General features: G+C 66.4%; 18 protein-coding genes and 2 tRNA genes. 16 read left to right on the plus strand and 4 right to left on the minus strand.

The genetic code is table 11. The annotated features are described in order from the left end of the window. Positions 1-101: 101 nt before the first annotated feature. The 3 genes from ACEN9Q_RS06120 to trxB all read right to left on the minus strand — a co-directional run bounded on the left by ACEN9Q_RS06120 (position 102) and on the right by trxB (position 4118). On the minus strand, positions 102-2273 hold the full coding sequence (locus tag ACEN9Q_RS06120) for an ATP-binding protein (protein WP_495627690.1): 2172 nt from the start codon (positions 2271-2273) through the stop codon (positions 102-104). A 147-nt stretch (positions 2274-2420) separates the two neighbouring features. Continuing rightward, complete coding sequence (locus ACEN9Q_RS06125) at positions 2421-3092, minus strand: Smr/MutS family protein (protein ID WP_495627691.1); 672 nt, start codon at positions 3090-3092, stop codon at positions 2421-2423. A gap of 72 nt (positions 3093-3164) precedes the next feature. Continuing rightward, on the minus strand, positions 3165-4118 hold the full coding sequence (trxB, locus tag ACEN9Q_RS06130; protein WP_495627692.1) for a thioredoxin-disulfide reductase: 954 nt from the start codon (positions 4116-4118) through the stop codon (positions 3165-3167). Positions 4119-4306: 188 nt separating this feature from the next. Here trxB and ACEN9Q_RS06135 point away from each other — a divergent pair, with 188 nt between their 5' ends. The 11 genes from ACEN9Q_RS06135 to ACEN9Q_RS06185 all read left to right on the plus strand — a co-directional run bounded on the left by ACEN9Q_RS06135 (position 4307) and on the right by ACEN9Q_RS06185 (position 18197). Next, entirely contained in the window at positions 4307-6964 is a 2658-nt protein-coding gene (locus ACEN9Q_RS06135; RefSeq protein ID WP_495627693.1) for a DNA translocase FtsK, read from the plus strand. 158 nt (positions 6965-7122) lie between these two features. After that, complete coding sequence (gene lolA / locus ACEN9Q_RS06140; protein WP_495627694.1) at positions 7123-7743, plus strand: outer membrane lipoprotein chaperone LolA; 621 nt, start codon at positions 7123-7125, stop codon at positions 7741-7743. 80 nt (positions 7744-7823) lie between these two features. Next, positions 7824-9140, plus strand: a complete 1317-nt coding sequence (locus tag ACEN9Q_RS06145) for a replication-associated recombination protein A (RefSeq protein ID WP_495627695.1) — start codon at positions 7824-7826, stop codon at positions 9138-9140. A 280-nt stretch (positions 9141-9420) separates the two neighbouring features. Then, positions 9421-10716: a serine--tRNA ligase gene (gene serS, locus ACEN9Q_RS06150; protein ID WP_495627696.1), complete on the plus strand. Its 1296-nt coding sequence runs from the start codon at positions 9421-9423 to the stop codon at positions 10714-10716. A 79-nt stretch (positions 10717-10795) separates the two neighbouring features. Continuing rightward, a tRNA-Ser gene (locus ACEN9Q_RS06155) sits at positions 10796-10885 on the plus strand. 404 nt (positions 10886-11289) lie between these two features. Further along, positions 11290-13308, plus strand: a complete 2019-nt coding sequence (locus ACEN9Q_RS06160) for an alpha-L-arabinofuranosidase family protein (RefSeq protein WP_495627697.1) — start codon at positions 11290-11292, stop codon at positions 13306-13308. A 120-nt stretch (positions 13309-13428) separates the two neighbouring features. Continuing rightward, on the plus strand, positions 13429-14643 hold the full coding sequence (locus ACEN9Q_RS06165) for a helix-turn-helix transcriptional regulator (RefSeq protein ID WP_495627698.1): 1215 nt from the start codon (positions 13429-13431) through the stop codon (positions 14641-14643). A 268-nt stretch (positions 14644-14911) separates the two neighbouring features. Next, positions 14912-15247 carry a hypothetical protein gene (locus ACEN9Q_RS06170; protein WP_495627699.1) on the plus strand — a complete coding sequence of 112 codons (336 nt, stop codon included), beginning with the start codon at positions 14912-14914 and terminating at the stop codon, positions 15245-15247. A 1-nt stretch (position 15248) separates the two neighbouring features. Further along, positions 15249-16463, plus strand: coding sequence for a XylR family transcriptional regulator (locus ACEN9Q_RS06175; RefSeq protein WP_495628921.1), 1215 nt, complete (start codon positions 15249-15251; stop codon positions 16461-16463). A 299-nt stretch (positions 16464-16762) separates the two neighbouring features. Continuing rightward, positions 16763-18031, plus strand: a complete 1269-nt coding sequence (locus tag ACEN9Q_RS06180) for a glycoside hydrolase family 5 protein (RefSeq protein ID WP_495627700.1) — start codon at positions 16763-16765, stop codon at positions 18029-18031. A 76-nt stretch (positions 18032-18107) separates the two neighbouring features. Beyond that, positions 18108-18197 (plus strand) — tRNA-Ser (locus ACEN9Q_RS06185). A 206-nt stretch (positions 18198-18403) separates the two neighbouring features. Here ACEN9Q_RS06185 and ACEN9Q_RS06190 read toward each other — a convergent pair. Beyond that, positions 18404-19402 (minus strand): methyltransferase, encoded by a 999-nt coding sequence (locus ACEN9Q_RS06190; protein ID WP_495627701.1) that lies wholly within the window; start codon positions 19400-19402, stop codon positions 18404-18406. A gap of 221 nt (positions 19403-19623) precedes the next feature. On the opposite strand from ACEN9Q_RS06190, the gene ACEN9Q_RS06195 reads away from it, so the two are divergent. The 5 genes from ACEN9Q_RS06195 to ACEN9Q_RS06215 all read left to right on the plus strand — a co-directional run bounded on the left by ACEN9Q_RS06195 (position 19624) and on the right by ACEN9Q_RS06215 (position 24644). After that, positions 19624-19806, plus strand: a complete 183-nt coding sequence (locus tag ACEN9Q_RS06195; protein WP_056450230.1) for a hypothetical protein — start codon at positions 19624-19626, stop codon at positions 19804-19806. A 60-nt stretch (positions 19807-19866) separates the two neighbouring features. Further along, complete coding sequence (gene ypfJ, locus ACEN9Q_RS06200; protein WP_495627702.1) at positions 19867-20745, plus strand: KPN_02809 family neutral zinc metallopeptidase; 879 nt, start codon at positions 19867-19869, stop codon at positions 20743-20745. A 191-nt stretch (positions 20746-20936) separates the two neighbouring features. Next, a complete protein-coding gene (locus ACEN9Q_RS06205; RefSeq protein WP_495627703.1) occupies positions 20937-22121 on the plus strand; it encodes a zinc-dependent alcohol dehydrogenase in 1185 nt (394 codons plus the stop codon). A gap of 9 nt (positions 22122-22130) precedes the next feature. Next, complete coding sequence (locus tag ACEN9Q_RS06210; RefSeq protein ID WP_229412888.1) at positions 22131-22700, plus strand: hypothetical protein; 570 nt, start codon at positions 22131-22133, stop codon at positions 22698-22700. 177 nt (positions 22701-22877) lie between these two features. Then, positions 22878-24644: a M4 family metallopeptidase gene (locus ACEN9Q_RS06215; RefSeq protein WP_495627704.1), complete on the plus strand. Its 1767-nt coding sequence runs from the start codon at positions 22878-22880 to the stop codon at positions 24642-24644. Positions 24645-24649 lie beyond the last annotated feature (5 nt).

Consider the following 24649-nt stretch of genomic DNA (forward strand, 5'->3'; position numbering starts at 1 on the left):
ATGCCGACCCCGGCGCCGTCAGCCCCGTAGGGTGGGCACCCCGTGCCCACGCGGAAGCAGGCATCACGCACGCGTCGCGCGTGGGCGGAGGGCCGCCCGCCCTACAAGTTCGGCGCCAGCGGCAGCCGCACGGCAAACACCACCTTGCCGTCCTCGTGGCGGTAGGCGATCTCGCCCGCGTGCTCGCGCACGATCTGCTGGGCGATGTACAGCCCCAGGCCCATGCCCGTGCGGTTGCGCGGATTGTTCAGCGCGCTGCGCTTGAACGGATTGAACAGCGCGGCCTCCGTCTCCGGGGCGATCGGGCTGCCCGCGTTCGCCACTTCCAGCACGGCCTGGCCGTTCTCCGATGCCAGGCGGACCGCGATCGGCTGGTTCGGTTCGCCATGGTGGCGCGCATTCGACAGCAGGTTCGAGATCACCTGGCCCAGGCGGCCGCCGTCGGCCAGCACGAACGCCGGGCCCAGCGTGTGCGCATCGTAGACGATGGTGGGGTAGGCGAGGCGCGCTTCCTCGACCATGTCCTCGACCAGGGCCGCGAGGTCCACCGGCTCCAGGGCGACGCCCAGGCCCATGCCGCGGTCGATGCGGCTCATGTCCAGCACCTGGCCGATCATGCGCTGCATGCGGTTGCTGGACGAGCGGATGCGCGTGCCCAGCGTCCCCTTGTTGCTGCCGGCGTCCGTCCGCTCCAGCACCAGGCCCGCCATGTTGATCGAGTTGAGCGGATCGCGCAGGTCGTGGCCCAGCATCGCGAGCAGCTGGGCGCGCGTCGCTTCGGTCTGGGCGCGGCGCGTGTTCGAGACGCGCGCGAGTTCCCCGAGCATCATGCGCGCATGGGTGAGGATGCCGTCCTCCCACGGGTGGGCGCGGCCGCGCACCGTCTCGATCCAGGCGTCGAACGACCCCCGCGGCGTCAGGCGTTCGCCCATCGGGCCGGCCGTGCTCTTGTCCGGCTTGCCGCCCCACGCCACTTCCTCGACCTGTTCCGTGCGCAGCAGCACGCACCAGCCGCCGCTGGGCGGATCGAACGGCAGGCCCAGCATGCCGGCCCATTTGCCGAGCCGGGGCCGGAGCGCGTCCGGCCAGTCCTGCACGCAGCCGCGCGTGACGACGTCGCTCGGCTCGGCCGGCAGCGACGCGACGACGGCCTCGCCCAGCGCCTGGTCGACGCCGCGGCAGACGACGCGCCCGTACTGGGTCACGACCAGGGCCTGGGCGTGCGTGGAGTCGAGCAGCCCGTCGCCGTGCTGGAGGAGGGCGTCGAGCGGATCGTCTTCCAGCAGCAGCGATTCGACGAGGCGCGTGCGGACCTGGGCCGCGTGTTCCACGAGCGCCGCGTCCTCGCGCGATTCGATGCTTTGGACGGTCGACGCGATCACTTGCGCCAGCACGTCGGCCGCCATGCGCACGGAGTAGGGCACGCGTTTCGGCGCCATGTGGTGGCAGGCGACCAGTCCCCACAGGCGGCCGCCCACGACGATCGACACGCTCATCGACGCGCCGACGCCCATGTTCTGCAGGTATTCGACGTGGATCGGCGACACGCTGCGCAGCACGGCGAAGCTCATGTCGAGCGGCGCCGCGGCGGGCAGGCCCAAAAGCGGCACGGCGTGGTAGCCCACGTCGGCGATCATGCGCAGGGTGTTCAGCACGTACAGGCGGCGCGCCTGCGGCGGGATGTCGCCGGCCGGGTAGCGCTGGCCGAGGTAGGGCACGAGGTCGTCGCGGCGCGCCTCGGCCACCACGTCGCCGGAATCGTCGCCGCGGAACCGGTAGGCCATCACGCGGTCGAAGCCCGTGAAGTCGCGCACCTGGCGCACGGCCGTCTCCAGCAGGCCCTCGATGGTGCGCTGGCGGCGCAGGCGGTCGATCGACGAATGCGCCTTGATCGCGAACTGGGCGACTTCGGCCATGCCGACGTCGCGCGCCTCGAATTCGACGAGCACGCGCCGTGCGTGCGCGTGCACGACGCAGTCGTAGTCGCGGCCGCCGATGGCGACGGCCGCCACCATGGCCGGCGCTTCACCGCTGTCGGTCGTGGCGATGCATTCCTGGATGAGTTCCGTCACCGCCTGCGGCAGGCCCAGCGCGCCGTACGGTTGCCCCAGCGCGGGCGCCGCGCCCGCGATCGTGGCGATGTTGGCGCTCCAGCCTTCGACGAGCCCGGTGTCCGACAGGAAGATGAGTGCGCCGTGCGGCTGGATCGAGCCGGGGATGTGGATCGGTTCGTCCGCGCAATTGTGCAGGTCGACCCGCCGCGGCGCTGCCATCGGTACTGGCGTGGTGGACTCCACTCATTCATCCTTATGCTGGCGGCGCCAGGACGGCGCGACGGTGCCTGCATATTACAGCGTTCGCCAAATCGCCGCGGATTTTTGTCAACTAAACACGCCCCGTACGGACGTGCCATGACACATTCACCGGTCGTCGAGCGCGGGACGCAGGAGCACGATCAGGGCGCCGTTGCCGCCGTCGGCCCGGTTCGCCACGCAGAAGGCGACCACGTCGCTCGTCTGCACGAGCCAGCTGTGGACCATGCCGCGCAGGACGGGTTCGCCGCCGGCCGAGCCATAGCCCACGCCGTGGATGATGCGCACGCAGCGGATGCCGCGCTTGCTGGATTTGTGGAGATAGGCGTCGACGTGGCGGCGCGCCAGGTCGCGCGTGAGGCCGTGCAGGTCCAGCTCGTCCTCGACGGGCCAGTGGCGCTTGCGCAGCTTCTTGACGACGTCCGGGCCGACGCCTGGCGCCGACCAGCTGAGGGAGGGGTCTTCGTCGAGCAGGCCGTCGACGTCGAACTGGTCGGAGAGCATCGATTCGCGCAGCACGGCCGCCGTTTCTTCCTCGGCGGTGCGGGGACGCGCGGGCAGCGGCGTGCCGCGCGTCTCGAAATCGTGCATCGGGCGCCACACGTAGCGGTCGGATTCGGGCATCTTGACGACGTCCTTGACGGCCGCGCCGAATTCGACGGCGTGCTCGCGCGCGAGGCGTTCGCGCTTGTCGCGCTCGGCCTTTTCGATGGCGCGCTGCCTTTCGTCTTCCTTGAGCTTGTCGCGCAAGGATTTTAATTCCGAAAATTGTTTCATCATTGCTGCCGCAATTTACTTCACCTGCCTGCCCCCGGCAAGCAGGCGTATCGCCATCGAACAGCCTGCAAAAAGTTATTCCAAGGCTTCCAGGTAGCGCTGGGCATCCAGCGCGGCCATGCAGCCCGAGCCCGACGACGTGATCGCCTGGCGGTACACGTGGTCCTGCACGTCGCCGGCCGCGAACACGCCCGGCACGCTGGTCGCCGCGGCCATGCCTTCGCTGCCGCCGCGGGTCTTGAGGTAGCCGTTGTGCATGTCCAGCTGGCCTTCGAAGATGCCGGTGTTCGGCTTGTGGCCGATCGCCACGAACAGGCCGTGCACCGTGAGCTCCTTGGTCGCGCCGCCGTCCGTCGACTTCAGTCGCACGCCCGTCACGCCGCTCTGGTCGCCCTTGACCTCGTCCAGCGTCTGGTTCAGTTCCAGCACGATCTTGCCCTCGGCGACCCTGCTCATCAGGCGGTCGACGAGGATGGGCTCGGCGCGGAACTTCTCGCGGCGGTGGATCAGCGTGACCTTGGTCGCGATGTTCGACAGGTACAGCGCTTCCTCGACGGCCGTGTTGCCGCCGCCGATCACGGCGACTTCCTGGTTGCGGTAGAAGAAGCCGTCGCAGGTCGCGCACGCCGACACGCCCTTGCCCATGAATTCCTGCTCGCTGGGCAGGCCGAGGTACTGGGCGGAGGCGCCGGTCGCGATGATCAGCGCGTCGCACGTGAATTCGTGCGAATCGCCCACCAGGCGGATCGGCTTCTCGTTCAAGAAGGTCGTGTGGATATGGTCGAACACGATTTCCGTATTGAAGCGCTCGGCGTGCTGCAGCAGGCGCTGCATCAGTTCCGGACCCTGGACGCCCAGCGGATCGCCCGGCCAGTTCTCGACGTCCGTCGTCGTCATCAGCTGACCACCCTGCTCGACACCGGTCACCAGCATCGGACTGAGATTGGCTCGCGCCGCATAGACGGCGGCGCTGTAACCGGCGGGGCCGGAACCGAGGATCAGGACTTTGGCGTGTTTGCGAGTGGTCATGTGTGAACTTCTTCTATTGGATGATGCCCGGAAAGTGGGGTCGGGCAGAGCGGAATCAAGAGGCGTTGAACCCGGGATTATAGTCGATGATGCACGTGAGCATGAATCGTGGGGCCTGCGCGGCAATATATCGCTTAGAATGGTCATCTTTGGGGCATTGTTACCCAGCAGTACCGTTTCAAACCGCAATGAGCAAGAATAGTCCATCGACGAGCACGACCTATACTCACAAGCCGAGGCCGCCGCGCCAGCCGCTGCCGAACCGGCTCGTGCGCCTGTTGTCGGAGGCGCGCTGGCTGGCAATGGTCGTCGCGCTGTTGTATTTCGTCCTCATTTTGCTCAGCTATAACAAGGTCGATCCGGGCTGGTCGCACGAGAACGCCGTCGCCCACGTCGCCAACCTGGGCGGCCGCGCCGGCGCCTGGCTGGCCGACCTGCTGCTGTTCATCTTCGGCTTTTCCGCCTGGTGGTTGTGCGTCTGCTTCACGCGCGCCGTGTGGCAGGGCTACCGGCGCCTGCATTCGCGGTTCATCGTCCAGGAAGCGCAGCAGGAACCCGAGCACCAGGGCGAGACGCTGATCCGCTGGATCGGCTTCGTGCTGATGTTCGCCGGCAGCGTCGGCCTCGAATACCTGCGCATGTGGTCATTGAAGGTCGAGCTGCCGCGCGCGGCCGGCGGCGTGCTGGGCCAGCTGATCGGCCACGCCGCGCACAACGCGTTCGGCTTCACCGGCGCGACCCTGCTCCTGCTGCTGTTGTTCGGCCTCGGCTTTTCCTGGTATTTCCAGGTGTCGTGGCTGGCCGTGGCCGAGCGCATCGGCGAATCCGTCGAGACGAGCTGGGACTGGTTCCGCCTGCGCTACGAAGACCGCGAAGACCGCCGCTACGGCGAGGTCGCGGCGCACAAGCGCGACGAAGTCGTCGTGCACGAACGCGCCAAGTACGTGGAAAAACACGCGGGTTCGCCCGTGCGGATCGAGACCCCGCGCGACGATGAGTCGGACGACGCGCAGGACGCCGCGCCCGCCGCGCCGGGCTTCCTGGCCAAGATGAAGGCCAAGGTCAAGGCGCGCGGCGAGGCGAAGCTGGCCCGCGCCAAGGCCGAGCCGCAGATCGACGACGCCGCTCATGCATCGTCCGCGCCGGCCGCGCCGCCGTTCGCGGCCGAGCCCTCGTTCGACGACGAGCCGGACACCGGGCCCGCCCCGCGCGTGCCTTCGCCCACGCCCGCGAAGGCGCCGCTGCCGCCGGCATCGGCGCCGAACCCGGCCCCGATCAAGATCGAACCGCAGATGGTCACCGTGCCGCGCTCCGAGCGCGCCGAGAAGGAGCGCCAGTCGCACCTGTTCGAGGTCCACGGCGACAATACGCTGCCGCCGCTGGCGCTGCTGGACGACGCGCCGCCGGCGCAGGAATCCGTCGCCATCGAGACCCTCGAATTCACCAGCCGCCTGATCGAGAAGAAGCTGTCCGACTTCGGCGTCGAGGCGAAGGTCGTGGCCGCGTATCCGGGCCCGGTCGTCACCCGCTACGAGATCGAACCGGCGACGGGCGTGAAGGGCAGCCAGATCGTCAACCTGGCGCGCGACCTCGCGCGTTCGCTGTCGCTGACGTCGATCCGCGTCGTCGAGACGATCCCCGGCAAGAACTACATGGCGCTGGAACTGCCGAATCCGAAGCGCCAGATCGTGCGCCTGACCGAGATCCTCGGCTCGAAGGTGTATGGCGACAGCGCCTCCAGCCTGACGGTCGCGCTGGGCAAGGACATCGCCGGCAAGCCGGTCGTCGCCGACCTCGCCAAGATGCCGCACCTGCTGGTGGCGGGTACGACCGGTTCCGGCAAATCGGTGGGCATCAACGCGACGATCCTGTCGCTGCTGTACAAGGCCGATCCGGCCGACGTGCGCCTGATCCTGATCGACCCGAAGATGCTGGAGATGTCGGTCTACGAAGGCATCCCGCACCTGCTGGCGCCCGTCGTCACCGACATGCGCCAGGCCGGCCACGCGCTGAACTGGGCCGTGAACGAGATGGAGCGGCGCTACAAGCTGATGTCGAAGCTGGGCGTGCGCAACCTGGCCGGCTACAACGGCAAGATCGCGGAAGCGGCGAAGCGCGAGGAGCACATCCCGAACCCGTTCTCGTTGACGCCGGACGCGCCGGAACCGCTGGACAAGCTGCCGACGATCGTCATCATCATCGACGAGCTGGCCGACCTGATGATGGTGGTCGGCAAAAAGGTCGAGGAACTGATCGCCCGTATCGCGCAGAAGGCGCGCGCGGCCGGCATCCACCTGATCCTGGCGACGCAGCGTCCTTCCGTGGACGTCATCACGGGCCTGATCAAGGCGAACATCCCGACGCGTATCGCGTTCCAGGTGTCGTCCAAGATCGACTCGCGCACCATCCTCGACCAGATGGGCGCGGAGACGCTGCTGGGCATGGGCGACATGCTGTACATGCCGCCGGGGACGGGCCTGCCGGTCCGCGTGCACGGCGCGTTCGTCTCGGACGATGAAGTGCATCGAGTTGTAAAACATCTCCAGTCGACGGGCGAGCCGAATTACATTGAAGGCATTCTCGAAGGCGGCGTGGCCGAAGAGGGCGGCGCCGACGGCATCCCGGCCGGCGAAGGCGGCGGCGAATCCGACGCGATGTACGACCAGGCGGTGGCGGTGGTGCTGAAGAACCGCCGCGCGTCGATCTCGCTCGTGCAGCGCCACCTGCGCATCGGCTACAACCGCGCCGCGCGCCTGCTCGAGCAGATGGAACAGAGCGGCGTCGTGTCGCCGATGCAGTCGAACGGCAACCGCGACATCCTCGTGCCGGTCACGAACGCCGAATAGACCGCGTTGCGCACCGTGACGGTTTGCAAATCGCGTGGGCACGGTGTGCCCACCCTACGCCGGCGACGGGTCCGTAGGGTGGGCGGCCCTCCGCCCACGCGTTCCGCCAGCACGAGCACGGCCGCATCGCCGGCATACAATAAAAGGAAATCGACCATATGACCATGACGCTGAAAACCACGCTGATCGCCGCCGCCATGCTGTTCGCCGGCGCGGCCCACGCCACCGCGCTCGACCAGTTCAAATCCTTCGTCGCCGGCACCAGATCGGCCCGCGGCGAATTCACGCAGACCCAGGTCCGCACGTCGGGCAAGCCGGGCAAGACGTCGAGCGGCACCTTCGTGTTCTCGCGCCCCGGCAAATTCATCTGGACCTACCAGAAGCCGTACGAACAACTGCTGCAGGCCGACGGCGACACGCTGTACCTGTACGACAAGGACCTGAACCAGGTCACCACGCGCAAGCTGGGCGGCGCGCTGGGCAGCTCGCCGGCCGCCATCCTGTTCGGCAGCAACGACCTGGAAAAGAATTTCACCCTGTCCGAGGCGGGCACGCACGACGGCCTGGAATGGCTGAACGCGACGCCCAAATCGAAGGACACGACGTTCGAGCAGATCGGCATCGGCCTCAAGGACGGTACGCCGCAGGCGATGGAGCTGAAGGATAATTTCGGCCAGACCGTGCTGCTCAGGTTCACGAGCTTCCAGCGCAATCCGGCGCTCGGCGCGCAGGCGTTCAAGTTCGACGTGCCGAAGGGTGCCGAGGTCGTCAACCAGTAAGCCACTTGCGCTTTCGACGCAAAGGCCATACATAGGCAAGATGAACAATAACAACGCCTCGCGCGCCATGGGAGCTGCCCGTGGATGACCTTTTCAAGACCGAACCCGCGGCCCCGCTGGCGGAAAGCCTGCGGCCGAAGACCATCGACGAGGTGATCGGCCAGAGCCACCTGCTGGGCGAGGGCAAGCCGCTGAACCTCGTGTTCAAGTCGGGCCGCCCGCACTCGATGATCCTGTGGGGCCCGCCGGGGGTCGGCAAGACGACGCTGGCGCGGCTGACGGCGCACGCGTTCGATTGCGAATTCATCGCGCTGTCCGCGGTGCTGTCGGGCGTGAAGGACATCCGCGCTTCCATCGAGCAGGCCGAGCACTACCTTGCCTCCGGCCGCCACACGATCCTGTTCATCGACGAGATCCACCGCTTCAACAAGTCGCAGCAGGATGCGCTGCTGCCGTTCGTGGAGTCCGGCCTCGTCACCCTGATCGGCGCGACGACGGAAAACCCGTCGTTCGAAGTCAACTCCGCGCTGCTGTCGCGCGCTCAGGTGTACGTGCTCAAGGCGCTGGACGACGACGAGCTGCGCCAGTTGCTGGAGCGCGCGCGCCGCAGCGGCGGGCTGTCGCACCTGCAGTTCGACGACGTCGCGGTCCAGACCCTGGTCGGCTATGCGGACGGCGACGCCCGGCGCTTCCTGAACCTGCTGGAGCAGACGAAGACGTCGGCCGACACGTCCCGGACGACGCACGTCACGCGCGAATTCGTCGAGAACGCGCTCACGCTGAACGCACGCCGCTTCGACAAGGGCGGCGACAATTTCTACGACCAGATCTCGGCGTTGCACAAGTCGGTGCGCGGCTCGCATCCGGACGCCGCCCTGTACTGGCTGTGCCGCATGCTGGACGGCGGCGCCGACCCGAAATACCTGTCGCGGCGCATCGTCCGGATGGCGTGGGAAGACATCGGCATCGCCGACCCGCGCGCCATCCAGCTCGCCAACGACGCGGCCGCGACCTTCGAGCGCCTCGGTTCGCCGGAGGGCGAACTGGCGCTGGGCCAGGCCGTCGTCTACCTCGCCATCGCCGCCAAGAGCAATGCCGGCTATAACGCGTTCAATGCCGCGATGGCCTTCGTGCGCAAGGATAAATCGCGCGAAGTGCCGGTCCACCTGCGCAACGCGCCGACGAAGCTCATGAAGGAACTGGGCTACGGCCACGAATACCGCTACGCCCACGACGAGCCGCACGCGTACGCGGCCGGCGAGACCTACCTGCCGGACGGCATGCCCGAGCCCGGCTGGTACCAGCCGGTGCCGCGCGGGATCGAGGCGAAGATCGCGGAAAAGCTGGCCTGGCTGCGCAGCCTGGACGACGACGCCCGCGCCGGCGGCGAGGACTGAGCGCATGCCGCATCAACGGTGCGCATGCCGCATGAACGACGCATGCCGCATGAAGGGCGCGCACGCACCATGAACGGCGTACACGCACCAAGAACGTGGCTCCCGCACCATGAACGTGGCTCCGGCACCATGAACGCGGCTTCGGCACTATGAACGTCGCTCCCGCGCAGGCGGGAGCCCAAGTACCTCCCCGTACCCGGATCGGCACGCGGCAATGGTTTGCCGCCCGCGACTTGGTACAATTGCGCTTTCGATATCCCACGCTGCGACAATCCCGACAATGATAGACATTCAACTCCTCCGCAAAGACATCGACAACGCCGCCGCGCGCCTCGCGAGCCGCAAGTACGTGCTCGACGTCGCCGGATTCAACGCCCTCGAGGGCGAGCGCAAGGCGATCCAGACGCGCACCGAGGAATTGCAGGGCAAGCGCAATTCGCTGTCCAAGCAGATCGGCATGCTGAAAGGCAAGGGCGAAGACACGAGCGCCGTGATGGCCGAGGTGGCCGGCATCGGCGACGAGCTCAAGGCCGACGAGATGCTGCTTGCCCAGGTGCAGGACAAGCTGGCGCAGTTCATGGCCGCGATCCCGAACCTGCCGCACCCGTCCACGCCGGTGGGCCAGGACGAGTCGGGCAACGTCGAGGTGCGCAAGGTCGGCACGCCGCGCGTCTTCGATTTCGAGGTCAGGGACCACGTCGACGTCGGCAACGCGCTGGGCCTGGATTTCGACACCGCGACCAAGCTGACCGGCTCGCGCTTCGCCGTGATGAAAGGCGGCATCGCCCGCCTGCACCGCGCGCTGGCGCAATACATGCTGGACACGCACACGGGCCAGCACGGCTACACGGAGTGCTACACGCCGTACATGGTGAACGCGGATTCGCTGCGCGGCACGGGCCAGCTGCCGAAGTTCGAGGAAGACCTGTTCGCCGTGAAAAAAGGCGGCGCGGAAGGCGAGGGCGAGAACTTCTACCTGATCCCGACGTCGGAAGTGTCGCTGACGAACATGGTGCGCGACGAGATCGTGGCCGCGGAAGCGCTGCCGATCAAGATGACGGCGCACACCCCGTGCTTCCGCTCGGAAGCGGGCAGCTACGGCCGCGACACCCGCGGCATGATCCGCCAGCACCAGTTCGACAAGGTCGAGCTCGTGCAGATCGCCCATCCGGAACAGTCGTACGACGCGCTGGAAGAGATGGTGGGCCAGGCCGAGACGATCCTGAAGAACCTGGGCCTGCCGTACCGCGTGATGCAGCTGTGCACGGGCGATATGGGCTTTTCCGCCGCCAAGACCTACGACCTCGAAGTGTGGCTGCCGGCGCAGAACACGTACCGCGAGATCTCGTCGCTGTCGAATTGCGAAGACTTCCAGGCCCGCCGCATGCAGGCCCGCTTCCGCAACGCAAAAGGCAAGCCGGAACTGCTGCACACGCTGAACGGCTCGGGCCTGGCCGTGGGCCGCACGCTCGTGGCCGTGCTGGAAAACTACCAGCAGGCGGACGGCAGCGTCGTCGTGCCCGAGGTGCTGCGCCCGTACATGGGGGGCCTCGAGCGCCTCGTGCCGGCAGCGTAAGTAAATAGATCTTCCGTTTTTGCCGGAGGCCGTCTATAATGCGGCCTCACGCGAAACGACCGCAACGCGATCGCGACCTGGAGAGGTGGCAGAGTGGTCGAATGTACCTGACTCGAAATCAGGCGTACGGGTGACCGTACCGTGGGTTCGAATCCCACCCTCTCCGCCAAACAGACAAGGCTCCCATCGGGAGCCTTTTTTGTTTTGGCGGCGCGGGCAGGGCGCCCGCGCGCCCATGCGGATCAGTTACTGTAGAGCAGACCGCGGCCGGCCCGCTTGAATTTCCAGGCGAGCCGGTGTGCGCCGCAGTTTTCAAAATCACCAAAGTGCGGGGTCTTTTTCGACGGACGGGGCCACCATTTTTTCGGACATTGGCGTGCGCCTAGGGGCAGGAAGAGCGATCGATGTCGATTCGCGTATCGGTCGCCGTCAAAATGTGATTGGTCGTGGCAGGGGGCGGTCGTAATAATTTGCGATCTTCCTTTTTTGTTGGCGCGTTCGCGGCGCAGATGCCACGAACGTCACACCAGAGCGCCCCGTAAGCGCAGCCCCACGATACAGCCTATCCCTCCCATGAAATCGAACATTCCGCAACGCCGCTTCCGCGCCCACCGCCTGCTGTCGCTGGCGACCCTGATCGCGCCGCTGGCGATGGCGCAGACCACCGTCAGGATCGACCTCGCCAAGCCCGGCATTCCCGTCAGTCCGACCTTGTACGGCCTGATGACCGAGGAAATCAACTATTCCTACGATGGCGGCTTGTACGCGGAACTGGTGCGCAACCGCGTCTTCAAGGACGACGACAAGACGCCCGTGCACTGGTCGGTGGTGCAGGATGCCGGCGGCAGCGCCGCGATCGCGCTCGACCAGCGCTTTCCCGTCCCCGCCACCGCCCTGACCACCAGCCTGCGCCTGGACGCCGAGCGCGCCGCGCAGGGCCACCGGGTCGGCATCGCCAACGCTGGCTACTGGGGCATTCCGGTCAAGCCGAACACCCGCTACCGCGCCAGCTTCTACGCCAAAACCGCCGGCGCGGGCGGCGTGCCGCTGACCGTCAGCATCGAAGGCACCGACGGCAAGACCGTGTACGCGCAGGCCGAGGGCGGCCGCATCGACGGCGAATGGAAACGCTACAGCGTCACCCTGGCGACCGCCGCCGACGTCAAGCCGACCGCCGACGCGCGCCTGGTGATCGCCACCGAAAGTCCGGGCACCGTCTGGTTCAACCAGGTCTCGCTGTTCCCGCCGACCTACAAGGACCGGGCGAACGGCAACCGGGTCGACCTGATGCAGAAACTGGTCGACATGAAGCCGCGCTTCCTGCGCTTCCCGGGCGGGAACTACCTCGAGGGCGTTACCGTGGATACCCGCTTCAAGTGGAAGGAAACGCTCGGTCCGATCGCGCAGCGTCCCGGCCATCCCGGCACCTGGGGATACCGCTCGTCCGACGGCATGGGCCTGCTCGAATTTCTCGAGTGGACCGAGGATATGAAGGCCGAGCCGGTGCTGGCGGTGTTCGCCGGTTACGCGCTCAACGGGGAGAACGTTCCCGCCGGCCCGGCGCTGCAGCCCTTCGTGCAGGAAGCGCTCGACGAGATCGAATACGTCACCGGCGACGTCAGCACGACGTGGGGCGCGCGGCGCGCCAGGGACGGCCATCCGGCGCCGTTCAAGCTGCGCTACGTCGAGATCGGCAACGAGGACGGCTTCGACAAGCACAAGACCTACGACGGCCGCTACACCCAGTTCCACGACGCCATCAAGGCGAAGTATCCGCAGCTCAAGCTGATCTCCACCGTCAATGGCAAGGACTGGCTGGGCCAGCAACAGAAGGTGATCAGCCGGGTGCCCGACCTGGTCGACGAGCATTACTACTACAAGCCGCTGCAGATGATGCACGACGCCGCGCGCTACGACAGCTACGAGCGCAAGGGGCCGAAAGTGTTCATCGGCGAATGGGCTTCGCAAGAGGGCGAGCCGACCACCGACCTGCATTCCGCGCTGGCCGACGCCGCGTTCATGACGGGCATGGAGCGCAACGCCGACGTCGTCGAGATGGCCTGCTACGCGCCGCTGCTGGTGAACGCCAATCCGGGCGGCGTGCAGTGGCGATACAACCTCGTCGGCTACGACGCGCAAGCGAGCTATGGCTCGCCGTCGTACTACGCGCAGAAAATGTTCAGCAATTATCTGGGCGACGTGTCGCTGCCGGTGACTGCGCAAAAAGTGAGTACGCAGACGTGGCAGGAGGCGGCCCGGAAGGAGACGCCGCAGGTGCTGCCGCCGGCGCAGGAAGTGCCGACCATGTTCTTCTCGGCGACCAGGTCGGCGCAGCGCGGCGAGATCTACCTGAAGGTCGTCAACGCGATCGGCAGTGCGCAGACGGTGCGGGTCGACCTTGCCGGGGCCGCCAGGGTGGCCGCCGAAGGCAAGGCGATCGTACTGAGCTCGGCGCATAAGGAAGACACCAACACCATCGCCGAGCCGAACAAGGTGGTGCCGGTGACCAGCAAGGCGAGCGGGCTGGGCAAAGAGTTCAGCTATCGCTTCGCGCCGTATTCGGTCACCGTGCTGGTGCTGTCGACCAAATAGGCCAACAGGCCGCCGGTGCCGCGCACCGAAGCGCTTGAGGAAAGGAGATCGCGCCTGTTATGATGGCCAGACCGTACCCGTCGATACGCGGGGCGCCGGGACAGTCCAACCCGCTAAAATATGCAAGAGTTCTATAAAAAGGCGCTGCTGGCGCTGATTGTCCTGCTCATCGTCGACGCGCTGCTGGCGGTGTTTTTTGTCTATCAGGCCTTTCCGACACGCGCACTCTTGCCTGGGCATAGAGATGGTGCGCGCACGCATTTCGGCACGTATTCCGACGTGTCCACGGGGGGCAGGTCGACAGTGCGCCTGCACGACGCCTCGCCCGACCGCTTGCGCTTCGACTTCACGCTCAGGGAAACCGCGTATCCTTTTGTCGCCGCCGACCTGGTCCTCGATGACGCCAAGGGACGGCCGGTCCTCGAGGATTGGTCGCGCTTCCGTACCATTACCTTCGTTGCCAAATGCGCGCCGGCCACTTCCCTGATGATGGAGGTGTCCACCTTCGACGAAAAATTATCCAAGCCAGGCCAGTACGCGACCTATGTTCCGCCGAGGACGTATTTTTCGTGCAGTGAACAGGGCATGCCGGTGACGCTCGACCTGACCCGGCTGATGATTCCCGAATGGTGGTTCCCCGCGCGGAAGCAGGATCTGGCGCTCCAGGCGTATCGGCTCGACAAAGTCGGGAAGATCATGTTCGGCACCAGCGCCGTCACGCCGCGCAATGTGGCTTCCTACGTTGAAATCGGCGAACTGACCTTGCATGGCCGCGACTACCGCTATCTGGCCGCGCTCGCCGCCATCATCCTCGGTGGCTTTGCGGCATTCGGCGGATGGTTTTTTCTGGCCCATTCCCGCGCCTTGCTGGCCAGCGTGAATTCAAAAATGAAAATCAATCTGCCGATCGTGGCTTATCGCCAGTTGACCCTGGAACCGTACAAGGACAAGGAAAAGGCGTCGATATTGCGGTATATCGCCAGCACATATACCGATCCCAAGCTGGATTTGGAAGCCGTGGCGGAAGGGACCGGTGCGAACCGCTATAAAATCAATGAAGTGCTGAAATCCGAACTGGGCATGACATTCACCAGTTATCTGAATAAGCTGCGGCTGACCGAAGCATCCAGATTGCTGACGGAAAAGAGCAGCGCCGCCGTTTCCGAAATCGCGTATTTGGTGGGTTATTCGAATGTTCCGTATTTTAACAAGCTGTTCAAGGAAGAATTTGGCTGCACGCCCAAGTCATTCCGGATGCTGTCCGCCCAGCAGGGACGGCAGGACGGCAATCCAAACCCGCAGTCCGAGCCGGCTCCTTCCGACCACCCAGCCTGAACTCCCTGGCTGAACGGCCGCCCGCCGCCATCCCAGCTCTCGCAAGGGCCCATTCCACGGGGCCCGTCCACGACGCAAACCCGGCAGGTCGGCCACGTTCTTGCGGCCCGCTTGCTCGACCGTCCACCAGCTGCCACACGCGACTTCCACCGTGGCTGACTTCGCTTGCAATTTCTGCGGTTTGTAAGAAGTTCGCACGGCGGCGATATCGTTGCCCGAGATGATCATCCTATGCTTCGGTCAGAAGATAAATACAAGGGCGACGGTCATGCAATTGAAGAAAATGGCGGTCTGCCTGACGACGGGCTTGTTGATGTCGTTCGGCGCCGCGGCTGAAAATTATCGCTGGGATAACGTTGCGATGGGCGGCGCCTGCCGCTGCGACACCCAGGCCGGGCGCGGCATCGCGCCGACCGACTGGCTGAGCGAAAAGGACACCGGCCTGATGGGTGTGGAATCGCTGGCCATCGATCCGGAAAACGCGGCCAATGCGTACCTGCTGGCGGGTACGGAATACTTCAGCAACGGCAAGATCAGGCCCGGCGGCCTTTTGCATGCGCAAGCGCGGCCGCTGTCGCTTTCCCGGCATGTTTTCAGAGCATAAGATGATGACGACGGAAGCACACCGGATCGCGCTGTTATTCAACGCGAACAAGGCATTCGATCACGAAGTCATGGCCGGAATTGCCGCATTTCTTGGAAGGACGCGCGCGGCCTGGGAGTTATTCCTGGAAGAAGATTTCCGATTGCGCCTGTCGGGCATCGAGCAGTGGCAGGGCGATGGCATCATCGCCAATTTTGACGATCCGGCCGTGGCGGAAGCGTTGTCGCGCTGTAGCGTGCCTGTCGTGGCGGTTGGCGGTTCCTATGCCGATCCGGCCAATTACCCGGCCGGCGTGCCGTATGTGGCGACCGACAATGTCAAGCTGGTCGAACTGGCACGCCAGCATCTGGCCGACGTCGGCCTGCACCACGTTGCCATGTTCAGCGTACCCGCCGCCGCGGACAACCGTTGGGCGCAGGAGCGCGAGAATGCCTTCCGCAGCCTCATGCAGGGCGCCCGGCTGGAAGCGGAAATCTTCCGCGGCTGCGAGACCAACGCCCATTCGTGGGACGAGGCGGTCCAGGGGCAGATCGACTGGTTGCGCAGCTTGCCCAAACCTGTCGGCATCATCGCCGTCTCGGACGCGCGTGCGCGCCAGCTATTGCAGGCTTGCATTATCGCCGGCGTCGAAGTGCCGGAAAAGGTGGCGATCATCGGCATCGACAACGACCCGCTGGTGCGCAGGCTCACCCGCATCCCGCTCAGTTCCGTGATCCAGGGCGCCCAGGAGATCGGGCGCGCGGCAGCCAATCTGATCGAGCAGATGCTGCGCGGGATGCGCCCGCCGGACACGCCGATCGTGGTGCCGCCGGCCGGCGTCAACGTGCAGGCGTCCAGCCAGTTCCAACCGATCAGGCATCCGAACGTGATGCGGGCGCGCCACTTCATCCGCCAGTATGCCTGCCAGGGCATCAAGACCGAACAGGTCGCTCACTACGTGGGCGTATCGCGCTCTTCGCTCGACGCCAGCTTTCGCCAGGAACTGGGATGCAGCGTGCACGACGTGATCATGAGCTTCAAGCTCGATGCCGCCAAGGCCGGCCTGGAAAACGGGGACTGCAGCATCGCCGACGTGGCGCTGGGCAGCGGCCTTACGTCCGTCCACTACATGCGTCGGGTGTTCAAGCGCGAACTCGGCTGCACGCCGCACGCCTACCGTGACCGCCTGCTCAGCGAGCGTGGACAGACGTCGGATGGCGCCAGCCCAGAAACCTGACGAGGTTTCAGCTCGGGGCCGTCCTGCGTCTCGCTGCTGATGGGGCTGGGCGATCGACACCACGCAATTGCGCTGCACTCTGCGCGCGCCGCATGCGCGCCGCAATTTTTAAAATCGGCAGGCGTGGCCGGCGTCAGGCCCTTGCGATCCCGCGCACCGGCGCTCCACCGGATAACATTCCCGCTGCAAATCCTTCAACAATCTGCACATTGAAAGCAATTCGCCGATCGGAACTACTCGCCAGGCATCAAATTTTTCTATTCTGCATCTTTGCCCACAAAAATACAGAGAGGAGATCGATGCGATCCTTGTCCATGCCGTACGCAGCCTTGCTCGCAGTGCTGCTCGCAGGTTGCGGCGGCGCCCGCGGGGGTTCGGCACCGTCGATCGCGGCACCGGTCCAGGCCACGGCCCCGGCAACGGCGGCCACCCCGGCGCCGGCGGCGAGCCCCTACCCGAGCTACAACACGAGCCCCGTACCGCCCGACACGACCGGCATGTCGCACAATGCGCGGCAGATCGCCGCATCGATCCGCATCGGCTGGAACGTCGGCAACACGATGGAAGCGACGGGCGGCGAAACGGCATGGGGCAATCCCCAGGTGTCGAATGCGCTGATCCAGGCCGTCAAGAAGGCCGGATTCAATGCCATCCGGCTGCCCGTGTCGTGGGACCAGTACGCGGACCAGAAGACCGGCCGGATCAGCGCCGCGTGGCTCGCCCGCGTGAAGCAGGTCGTCCAGTATTGCGTCGACAACGACATGTACGTCCTCGTCAACATCCACTGGGACGGTGGCTGGCTGGAAAAGAACGTCACGCCCGACAAGAAGGACGCCGTGAACGCCAAGCAGAAGGCGTACTGGGAACAGATCGCGACGGCCCTGCGCGGTTTCGACGAACACGTGATGTTCGCCAGCGCCAACGAGCCGGATGCGAAGGACGCGACGGCGATGGCGGTCCTGATGAGCTATCACCAGACCTTCGTCGACGCCGTGCGCGCCACCGGCGGCAGGAACGCCTACCGGGTGCTGGTCGTCCAGGGCCCCCAGACCAACATCGACCTGACGGTCAAGCTGATGCCCACGCTGCCGGCCGACAAGGTGCCCGGCCGGATGATGGCCGAGATCCACTTCTACGACCCGTTCAATTTCGTGCTGATGGACAAGGACGCAACCTGGGGCTACAAGGCGTATTACTGGGGCGCCCCCAACCACTCGACGACGGACACGATCCGCAATCCGACGTGGGGCGAGGAAGCCTACGTCGATGCGCAATTCGCGAGCCTGAAGACGCAGTTCGTCGGCAAGGGGATTCCCGTCCTGCTCGGCGAATTCGCCGCCATGCGGCGCACCGGCCTCACGGGCGCCGCCCTGGCGCTGCACCTCAAGTCGCGCAATTACTACCACACCTACGTCGTCAGGAAGGCCGTCGCCAACGGCGTGGTGCCGTTCTTCTGGGACGTCGGTGCGCCGGACGACCGGTCGGGCGGCATCTTCGACCGCAGGACGAACCTGGTGCGGGGCCAGCAGACGCTGGACGCGCTGATGGCGGGCCTGACGGCGAAATAAGCCGATGCTTGCGGTTCTCCTACCCACCGTCTATAATGCGGCCTCACGCGAAACGACCGCAAGATGATCGCGACCTGGAGAGGTGGCAGAGTGGTCGAATGTACCTGACTCGAAATCAGGCGTACGGGTGACCGTACCGTGGGTTCGAATCCCACCCTCTCCGCCAAACAAACAAGGCTCCCATCGGGAGCCTTTTTTGTTTGCCGGAGAGAGCAGGGCGCCTGCGCGCCCTGCGGGGTGGGATTCGAAGGGCTGGGCTTGCACCCCCAGCCCTCTTCGAATCGCCCATCTGCCGTCCGCTGCGCGGACGGCGCCGCGCGCCGCGGGCGCGCGCTGCAAAGCCACCGCAGCCCGCAGCCCCCCATCACCCACTCACCCCCGCCTGACCGCATGCAGCCATACCGCCGCAATCCGCTCCACGCGCTCATACCCGTCGCACCCCAGCTGCCCCCCAAAGATATCCGGATCCAGTTCCTCGTACGACCAGCAATCCGTCCCGCCATCGAGCCGGCCGCGGATGGCGTCCAGGAACGGATCGGCACCGTCGACGATGGCCACGCCCGTGTACAGCAGCAGGCTGCCGCCGGGATGCAGCCGGTCCAGCGCCGCATGCACGATGCGGATCGACAGTTCGGCGCCGTGCGCGCCGCCGCCGTGGCGGTACGTCAGCGCGTCCGGGTCGAGGATGTACGGCGGATTCGACATGACGAGGTCGAAGCCGCCGTCGACGCCGTCCAGCAGGTCGCTGCGGCAAGGTACGACGTTGTGCGCGTCGTTCACGTTCGCGTTGACGTCGGCCAGCGCCAGCGCGGCGGGGTTGATGTCGGTTGCGTAGACGGTCGCGTCGCGGCAGCGCAGCGCCAGTTCGATCGCGCCGGGTCCGGCGCCGGCGCCGATGTCGATGGCGCGCCGCACCGGCCGGTGCAGGCTGCCGTGCGCACCGAGCACGCGCTTCAGCGCGGCCGTGTAGCGGTAGGTGTCGGGGCCGAAGTATACGGCGTCCGCGTCGCACGTGGGCCAGGCCGAGTGAAAATACAGGTGCTCGCCGATGGTCGAGGCGCGCACGAGCGAGCGCCAGCCGGCCGGCGCCTGTCCGTCCGCGATGTCGTTGCCGTCCGCGTCCACGGGCGCCGCCTGGCGGGCCGCGCGCTGGGGGCCGTCGAGCGCGTCCGGCAGCCGGCCGGCGCGGAACGGCCGGCTCCAGCCGAACACGCCGCGCAGGTCGTGCGCCCAGGCGTTCTCCGGGCGGCCGTTGACGCGCCGGTGCGTGGCGGGCGTGACGGTCACGAAACGGTAGCGCGCGGCCTGTAGACTGCGGCCGAGCGCGGCCAGCGCATCGTGATGGGCGAAGGAGGCGGCGGTCGGGGTCATAGGCGGAGCATGCGCCCGGCCCGCGCGCGCTTCCGTACGCGGGCGCACACAGACGTGGACGGGCTGTCACCCAACCCGCGTGTGCGCTATGGCATCATGTGCAGCGTACGCATCCTACGCATCGTACGCATATGTGAAAGTTCGAACAGATGCGGCCGCGCGCCACACGCACAATGAACCCGGACCGATGCGGCAAGCACGGTCCAACGACAAGGACGATCATGAAGATGACGCCGGACGTGACCCTGAATGAGCGCGTGCAGCGGGAGGTCGAGCGCGAGCGCCACGAGCGCCTGCTGCACGACGAGCAGCGCGCCGGCCTGGCGGTGGACGACGAGTTCCGCCTCAAGGATGCGCGCGAAAACATGGGGTCGGTGAAGATCAGGCGTGCCAAGGGGCGCTGACGGCGCCCGGCACGGAACAATGACGGCGGCACCCGGACGGTGCCGCCAGGGAGAAGAATTATGCGTTGGCAAGGTGACCGGCAAAGCGACAACGTCGAGGACCGCCGCGGCGACGGCGGCGGCGGTGGCGGATTCAGTTTCGGCGGCGGGACCGTCGGCATCGGGACGATCGTCATCGCGCTCGTCGGTTCGTGGTTCTTCGGCGTCTCGCCGTCGACGATCCTGAACCTGCTGTCGGGTGGCGGCGGCGCGCCGGCGCAGGTCCAGCAGGCGCCGTCGCATCCGCCCGCGAGCGACCGCGAGACCCAGTTCGTGAGGACGGTGCTGGGCTATACCGAAGACACCTGGACGCAGATCTTCCGCGCCAACGGCGCGACGTACTCGCCGCCGGTGCTGGTGCTGTACACGGGCCGGACGAGCACCGGCGGCTGCGGCCAGGGCCAGGCCGCCGTCGGTCCGTTCTACTGCCCGGCCGACCGCAAGGTCTACCTCGACCTCGACTTCTTCCGCATGATGCAGCAGCGGTTCAAGGTCGGCGGCGAATTCACGCAGGCGTATGTGATCGCCCACGAAGTCGGCCATCACGTGCAGAACCTGCTGGGCATCTCGGGCAAGGTCGACAGCGCGCGCCGGCACCTGTCCGAGACCCAGGCCAACGCGGCGTCCGTGCGCCTGGAACTGCAGGCCGACTGCTTCGCCGGCGTGTGGGCCTACCACACGAACCAGGCCAAGCAGATCATCGAACAGGGCGACGTCGAATCCGCACTGAACGCCGCCAGCGCCATCGGCGACGACGCGCTGCAGCGCCAGTCGCGCGGCACCGTCGTGCCGGATTCGTTCACGCACGGCACGTCGGCCCAGCGCGTGCGCTGGTTCACGCGCGGCCTGCAGACGGGGTCCGTCGAGCAGTGCAATACGTTCGAGGCGCGCCAGCTCTGAGCCCGCACCGCGCACATTGACATCGGCCGCCGCGTGCGGCCGTTTTCAATCATGGTCCCCGATTCGGCAAAAAAAGTGTTCATTAACCCGCGTACGTTTCCGTGCGCGTATCGCCTTCCTTAGCGATTTGACATACCTTCTTGTCAAGGGCTCGTCCGTGGCGGCGGGCCGTCCATCAATGAGGAGGAATTATGCTGGCAATGAATTACCGGGGGCCGTACCGCGTCCGCGCCGATTACAAGCCCGATCCCGTCATCGAACACCCGGGCGACGCCATCGTGCGCGTGCTGCGTTCCTGCATCTGCGGATCCGACCTGCACCTGTACCACGGCATGGTGCCCGACACCCGCGTGGGCCACACGTTCGGCCATGAATTCGTCGGCGAAGTCGTGGACGTCGGCCGCGACGTCCAGACGCTGAAGGCCGGCGACCGCGTGCTGGTGCCGTTCAACCTGTTCTGCGGGTCCTGCTTCTTCTGCCAGCGCGAGCTCTTCGGCAACTGCCACAACACGAATCCGGAAGCGACGGCCGTCGGCGGCATCTACGGCTATTCGCACACGGCCGGCGGCTACGACGGCGGCCAGGCCGAGTACGTGCGCGTGCCGATGGCCGACGTCGGCCCGCTGCCGATCCCCGACGACCTGCACCTGGACGACGCCGTGCTGCTGACGGACGCCGTCCCGACGGGCTACCAGGCCGCCGAGATGGGCGACATCCGCGAAGGCGACACGGTCGTCATCTTCGGCGCGGGCCCGATCGGCATCTTCGCCGCCAAGTCCGCGTGGCTGATGGGAGCGGGGCGCGTGATCGTCGTCGACGAGGTCGAGTACCGGCTCGAATTCGTCCAGCGCTACGCCCAGTGCGAAGTCGTGAACTTCCGCGAAGTGAACGATATGGCCGAGCACATCAAGAAGATGACGGACTGGATGGGCGCCGACGTCTGCATCGACTGCGTGGGCGGCGACGCGGCCGGCTCGATCGCCCAGACGCTGACGGGCCGCCTGATGAAGATGCAGGCCGGCGCCGCGACCGTGCTGCACTGGTGCATCAACTGCGTGCGCAAGGGCGGCAACGTGTCGATCGTGGGCGTGTATGGGCCGACGTTCAACGCCGTGCCGATCGGTAACGCGATCAACAAGGGCATCACGATGCGCATGAACCAGGCCAGCGTCAAGCGCCACCTGCCGCGCCTCATCGAGCACATCCGCGAGGGCCGGCTGAATCCCAAGGAAATCATCACGCACCGAGTGCCGCTGGAAGAGGTGGCGGACGCGTACCACATCTTCTCGAGCAAGCTCGACAACTGCATCAAGACCGTCCTGATCCCGCCGTCCGCGCGCGAGGTCCAGGCCGTCAGCGCCAGCGCACTGCATTGAGGAGACATCATGGAACACCACGACCATCACCAGCACGACGGCGCCGCGGCCCACGTCCACACGCATCCGCTGCAGGGCGACATGGCAGAAGGGCCGCGCCGCCCCACCCGCGACGAGCTGGCGCACATCGAGGGCTGGGGCGCCGACCTCGACCGCAAGAACCGCCCGGCCATCCCGATGGAACGCATGCCCGCGCGCTTCATCCATCCGCACGAGGGCCAGTTGCCGCAGCAGCCGGAGACCGTCGAGATCCTCGTGTCGACCGAACGCCCCGGCATCACGCCGATCTTCGGCACCGCGCAGCCGCCGAAAGGCTTGTCCGGCATGATCCGCCGCGCCGCCTATAAATGGGCCGAGAACGACCTGCGCCGCTGGCTCATGCTGCTCGCCGCGGACCGCGTGAACGTCGTCGAAGGCATCGGCGAGGACCTGGTCCACGGCAAGGTGCCGAACGTGCTGGCCGAGATGGGCATCAAGGCGGAATGGGAGCACAACCGGGCCGGCCTCGTGAAGAAGGCCGTGATCGCGGGCGCGGTCCTCGGCACGGCCGTGTACCTGATGCGGCGGCGCGAGCGTTGAGCGCGCCATAAGCGCATCCGGCGCATCTGGCGCGCCCAGGCGCACCGTATCCCGCCACGTTCCACCCCGCCCGGCGGCAGCCGCACGCTGCCGTCGGGCTTTTTGCGCTTGAGCAAATTCCTTCGAGAGAGCTCGGCCACACTGATTCCGTGTGCCCGCTCAATGAAAGGAAATCTCATGAACAAGCGCAAGATGTTGCTGGCGTCGTTCGGCGCCCTGTCCCTGGTTGCCGTCGTGCCTGCCGGCGCGGCCGGTCCCGGGTTGACTCGCCCGGCGGTCGCCGCCTCGCCCCAGATGGACGCGGCGCTGCTGGCCCAGCTGGACGCGCGCCGCGCCGCGAGCGGGCAGGACGCGCGCTACGGCTATGCGATCGTCGCCCGCCATCCCGGCGCGCAGGGCACGCAGGTTGCGCGCGCGGCCCACACGTTCAAGGGCGTGCGCATCTTCGGCTTCGAATCCGTGCTGGTGCTGGATGCGAACGGCAAGATCGTGTCGGAATCCGATGCCGAACAGCGCGCCAATTTCGCCCGGCTCGACACTGCCGGGCCGGGCGCGGATTTCAGCGTCGTGCCGGCGATTTCGTCGAAGGCGGCGATCGATGCGGCGCTGGCGTCGCTGGCCGCCCCGGCACGCCACGAGACGCCGCCCAGCGCCGAACTGATCATCTGGCCCGCCATGCGCACCGAACGCTTGCCGGAGGCGCGCGACAAGCAGGAGCAGGCGCTCAACGCGCTCGACGTGCAGGACGTCGTCGACCACTACGAACTCGCCTACCTCGTGCACACGCGCATGCTCGTCGGCGACAGGCCGGCCTACCACGACACGATCGTGAGCGCGCGCGACGGCGGCATCCTCGCGCAGTGGAGCATGCTGCAGACGGTCGTCGGCATCGGCCACAGCCAGTACAACGGCGACGTGCCCGTCAACACGACGTCCGCCAACGGCAAGTACAGAATGATCGACGACACCCGCGGCACGGGCGGCACGTTCGGCGCGATGGCGATCACGAACGCCAACCACGGCACGAGCGCGGGCGACGTGTACGCCAACGACACGAATACCTGGGGCGACGGCAAGCAGTACGTGGCCGGCGGCGCGACGACGAACGCGAACGGCCAGACGGCCGCCGTGAACGCGATGTGGGGCCTGATGAACACGTACGACACGCTGAAGAACGTGTTCAACTGGCTCTCGCTGGACGGCCACAACACGGCGACGTATATCGCGGCGCACGTCAACACCGCGTACGACAACGCGTACTACAGCGATACGTGCCGCTGCATGTTCATCGGCGACGGCTCCAGCTTCAACAGCCTCGGTTCGATCGACGTGATCGGCCACGAGATGGGCCACGGCGTCACCGCCGCCACGTCGAACCTGACGTATTCCGGCGAGTCGGGCGGCCTGAACGAATCGTCGTCGGACATCAACGGCGAGGCCGTCGAAGCGTATGCGCGCGGCGGCGCGAAGGGCGACAGCATCCCGCTCACGGGCAACGACTGGGTGCTGGGCAAGGAAATCAGCAAGAGCGGCACGCCGCTGCGCTGGATGTACCGTCCGAGCAAGGACGGCAGCAGCCCGGACGCGTGGAGCAGCTCCCTCAAGCGCCTGGACGTGCACTACAGCAGCGGTCCGAACAACCGCATGTTCTATTTCCTGGCGCAAGGATCGAGCGCGGACCAGGCCGGCGACTACTACAGTAAATACCTCGTCAAGACCCCGGCCGCGATGACGGGCATCGGCATCGACAAGGCCTACCGCATCTGGTTCAGGGCGAACACGACCAAGTTCACGTCGAGCACCAATTACGCGGATGCGCGCGCCAAGATGATCGAGGCGGCGGGCGAGTTGTACGGCAAGAGCAGCGGCGAAGTGATTGCCGTGCAAAGGGCGTACGCGGCCATCAATGTCGGTGCCGACGTGGATGAGCCGGCGCCTCGCTAGCCGCC

It is taken from the genome of Massilia sp. Masssp93, assembly GCF_059491295.1.

Excerpts from the sequence above, each read along its gene's own strand:
- ypfJ (WP_495627702.1), top strand. The coding sequence starts at position 19,867 with ATGCGTTGGCAAGGTGACCGGCAAAGCGACAACGTCGAGGACCGCCGC.
- ACEN9Q_RS06210 (WP_229412888.1), top strand. The coding sequence starts at position 22,131 with ATGGAACACCACGACCATCACCAGCACGACGGCGCCGCGGCCCACGTC.
- trxB (WP_495627692.1), bottom strand. The coding sequence starts at position 4,118 with ATGACCACTCGCAAACACGCCAAAGTCCTGATCCTCGGTTCCGGCCCC.
- ACEN9Q_RS06165 (WP_495627698.1), top strand. The coding sequence starts at position 13,429 with ATGCAAGAGTTCTATAAAAAGGCGCTGCTGGCGCTGATTGTCCTGCTC.
- ACEN9Q_RS06190 (WP_495627701.1), bottom strand. The coding sequence starts at position 19,402 with ATGACCCCGACCGCCGCCTCCTTCGCCCATCACGATGCGCTGGCCGCG.
- ACEN9Q_RS06120 (WP_495627690.1), bottom strand. The coding sequence starts at position 2,273 with ATGGCAGCGCCGCGGCGGGTCGACCTGCACAATTGCGCGGACGAACCG.
- ACEN9Q_RS06125 (WP_495627691.1), bottom strand. The coding sequence starts at position 3,092 with ATGATGAAACAATTTTCGGAATTAAAATCCTTGCGCGACAAGCTCAAG.
- ACEN9Q_RS06135 (WP_495627693.1), top strand. The coding sequence starts at position 4,307 with ATGAGCAAGAATAGTCCATCGACGAGCACGACCTATACTCACAAGCCG.
- lolA (WP_495627694.1), top strand. The coding sequence starts at position 7,123 with ATGACCATGACGCTGAAAACCACGCTGATCGCCGCCGCCATGCTGTTC.
- ACEN9Q_RS06175 (WP_495628921.1), top strand. The coding sequence starts at position 15,249 with ATGATGACGACGGAAGCACACCGGATCGCGCTGTTATTCAACGCGAAC.
- ACEN9Q_RS06160 (WP_495627697.1), top strand. The coding sequence starts at position 11,290 with ATGAAATCGAACATTCCGCAACGCCGCTTCCGCGCCCACCGCCTGCTG.
- ACEN9Q_RS06215 (WP_495627704.1), top strand. The coding sequence starts at position 22,878 with ATGAACAAGCGCAAGATGTTGCTGGCGTCGTTCGGCGCCCTGTCCCTG.
- ACEN9Q_RS06180 (WP_495627700.1), top strand. The coding sequence starts at position 16,763 with ATGCGATCCTTGTCCATGCCGTACGCAGCCTTGCTCGCAGTGCTGCTC.
- ACEN9Q_RS06195 (WP_056450230.1), top strand. The coding sequence starts at position 19,624 with ATGAAGATGACGCCGGACGTGACCCTGAATGAGCGCGTGCAGCGGGAG.
- ACEN9Q_RS06205 (WP_495627703.1), top strand. The coding sequence starts at position 20,937 with ATGCTGGCAATGAATTACCGGGGGCCGTACCGCGTCCGCGCCGATTAC.
- serS (WP_495627696.1), top strand. The coding sequence starts at position 9,421 with ATGATAGACATTCAACTCCTCCGCAAAGACATCGACAACGCCGCCGCG.
- ACEN9Q_RS06170 (WP_495627699.1), top strand. The coding sequence starts at position 14,912 with ATGCAATTGAAGAAAATGGCGGTCTGCCTGACGACGGGCTTGTTGATG.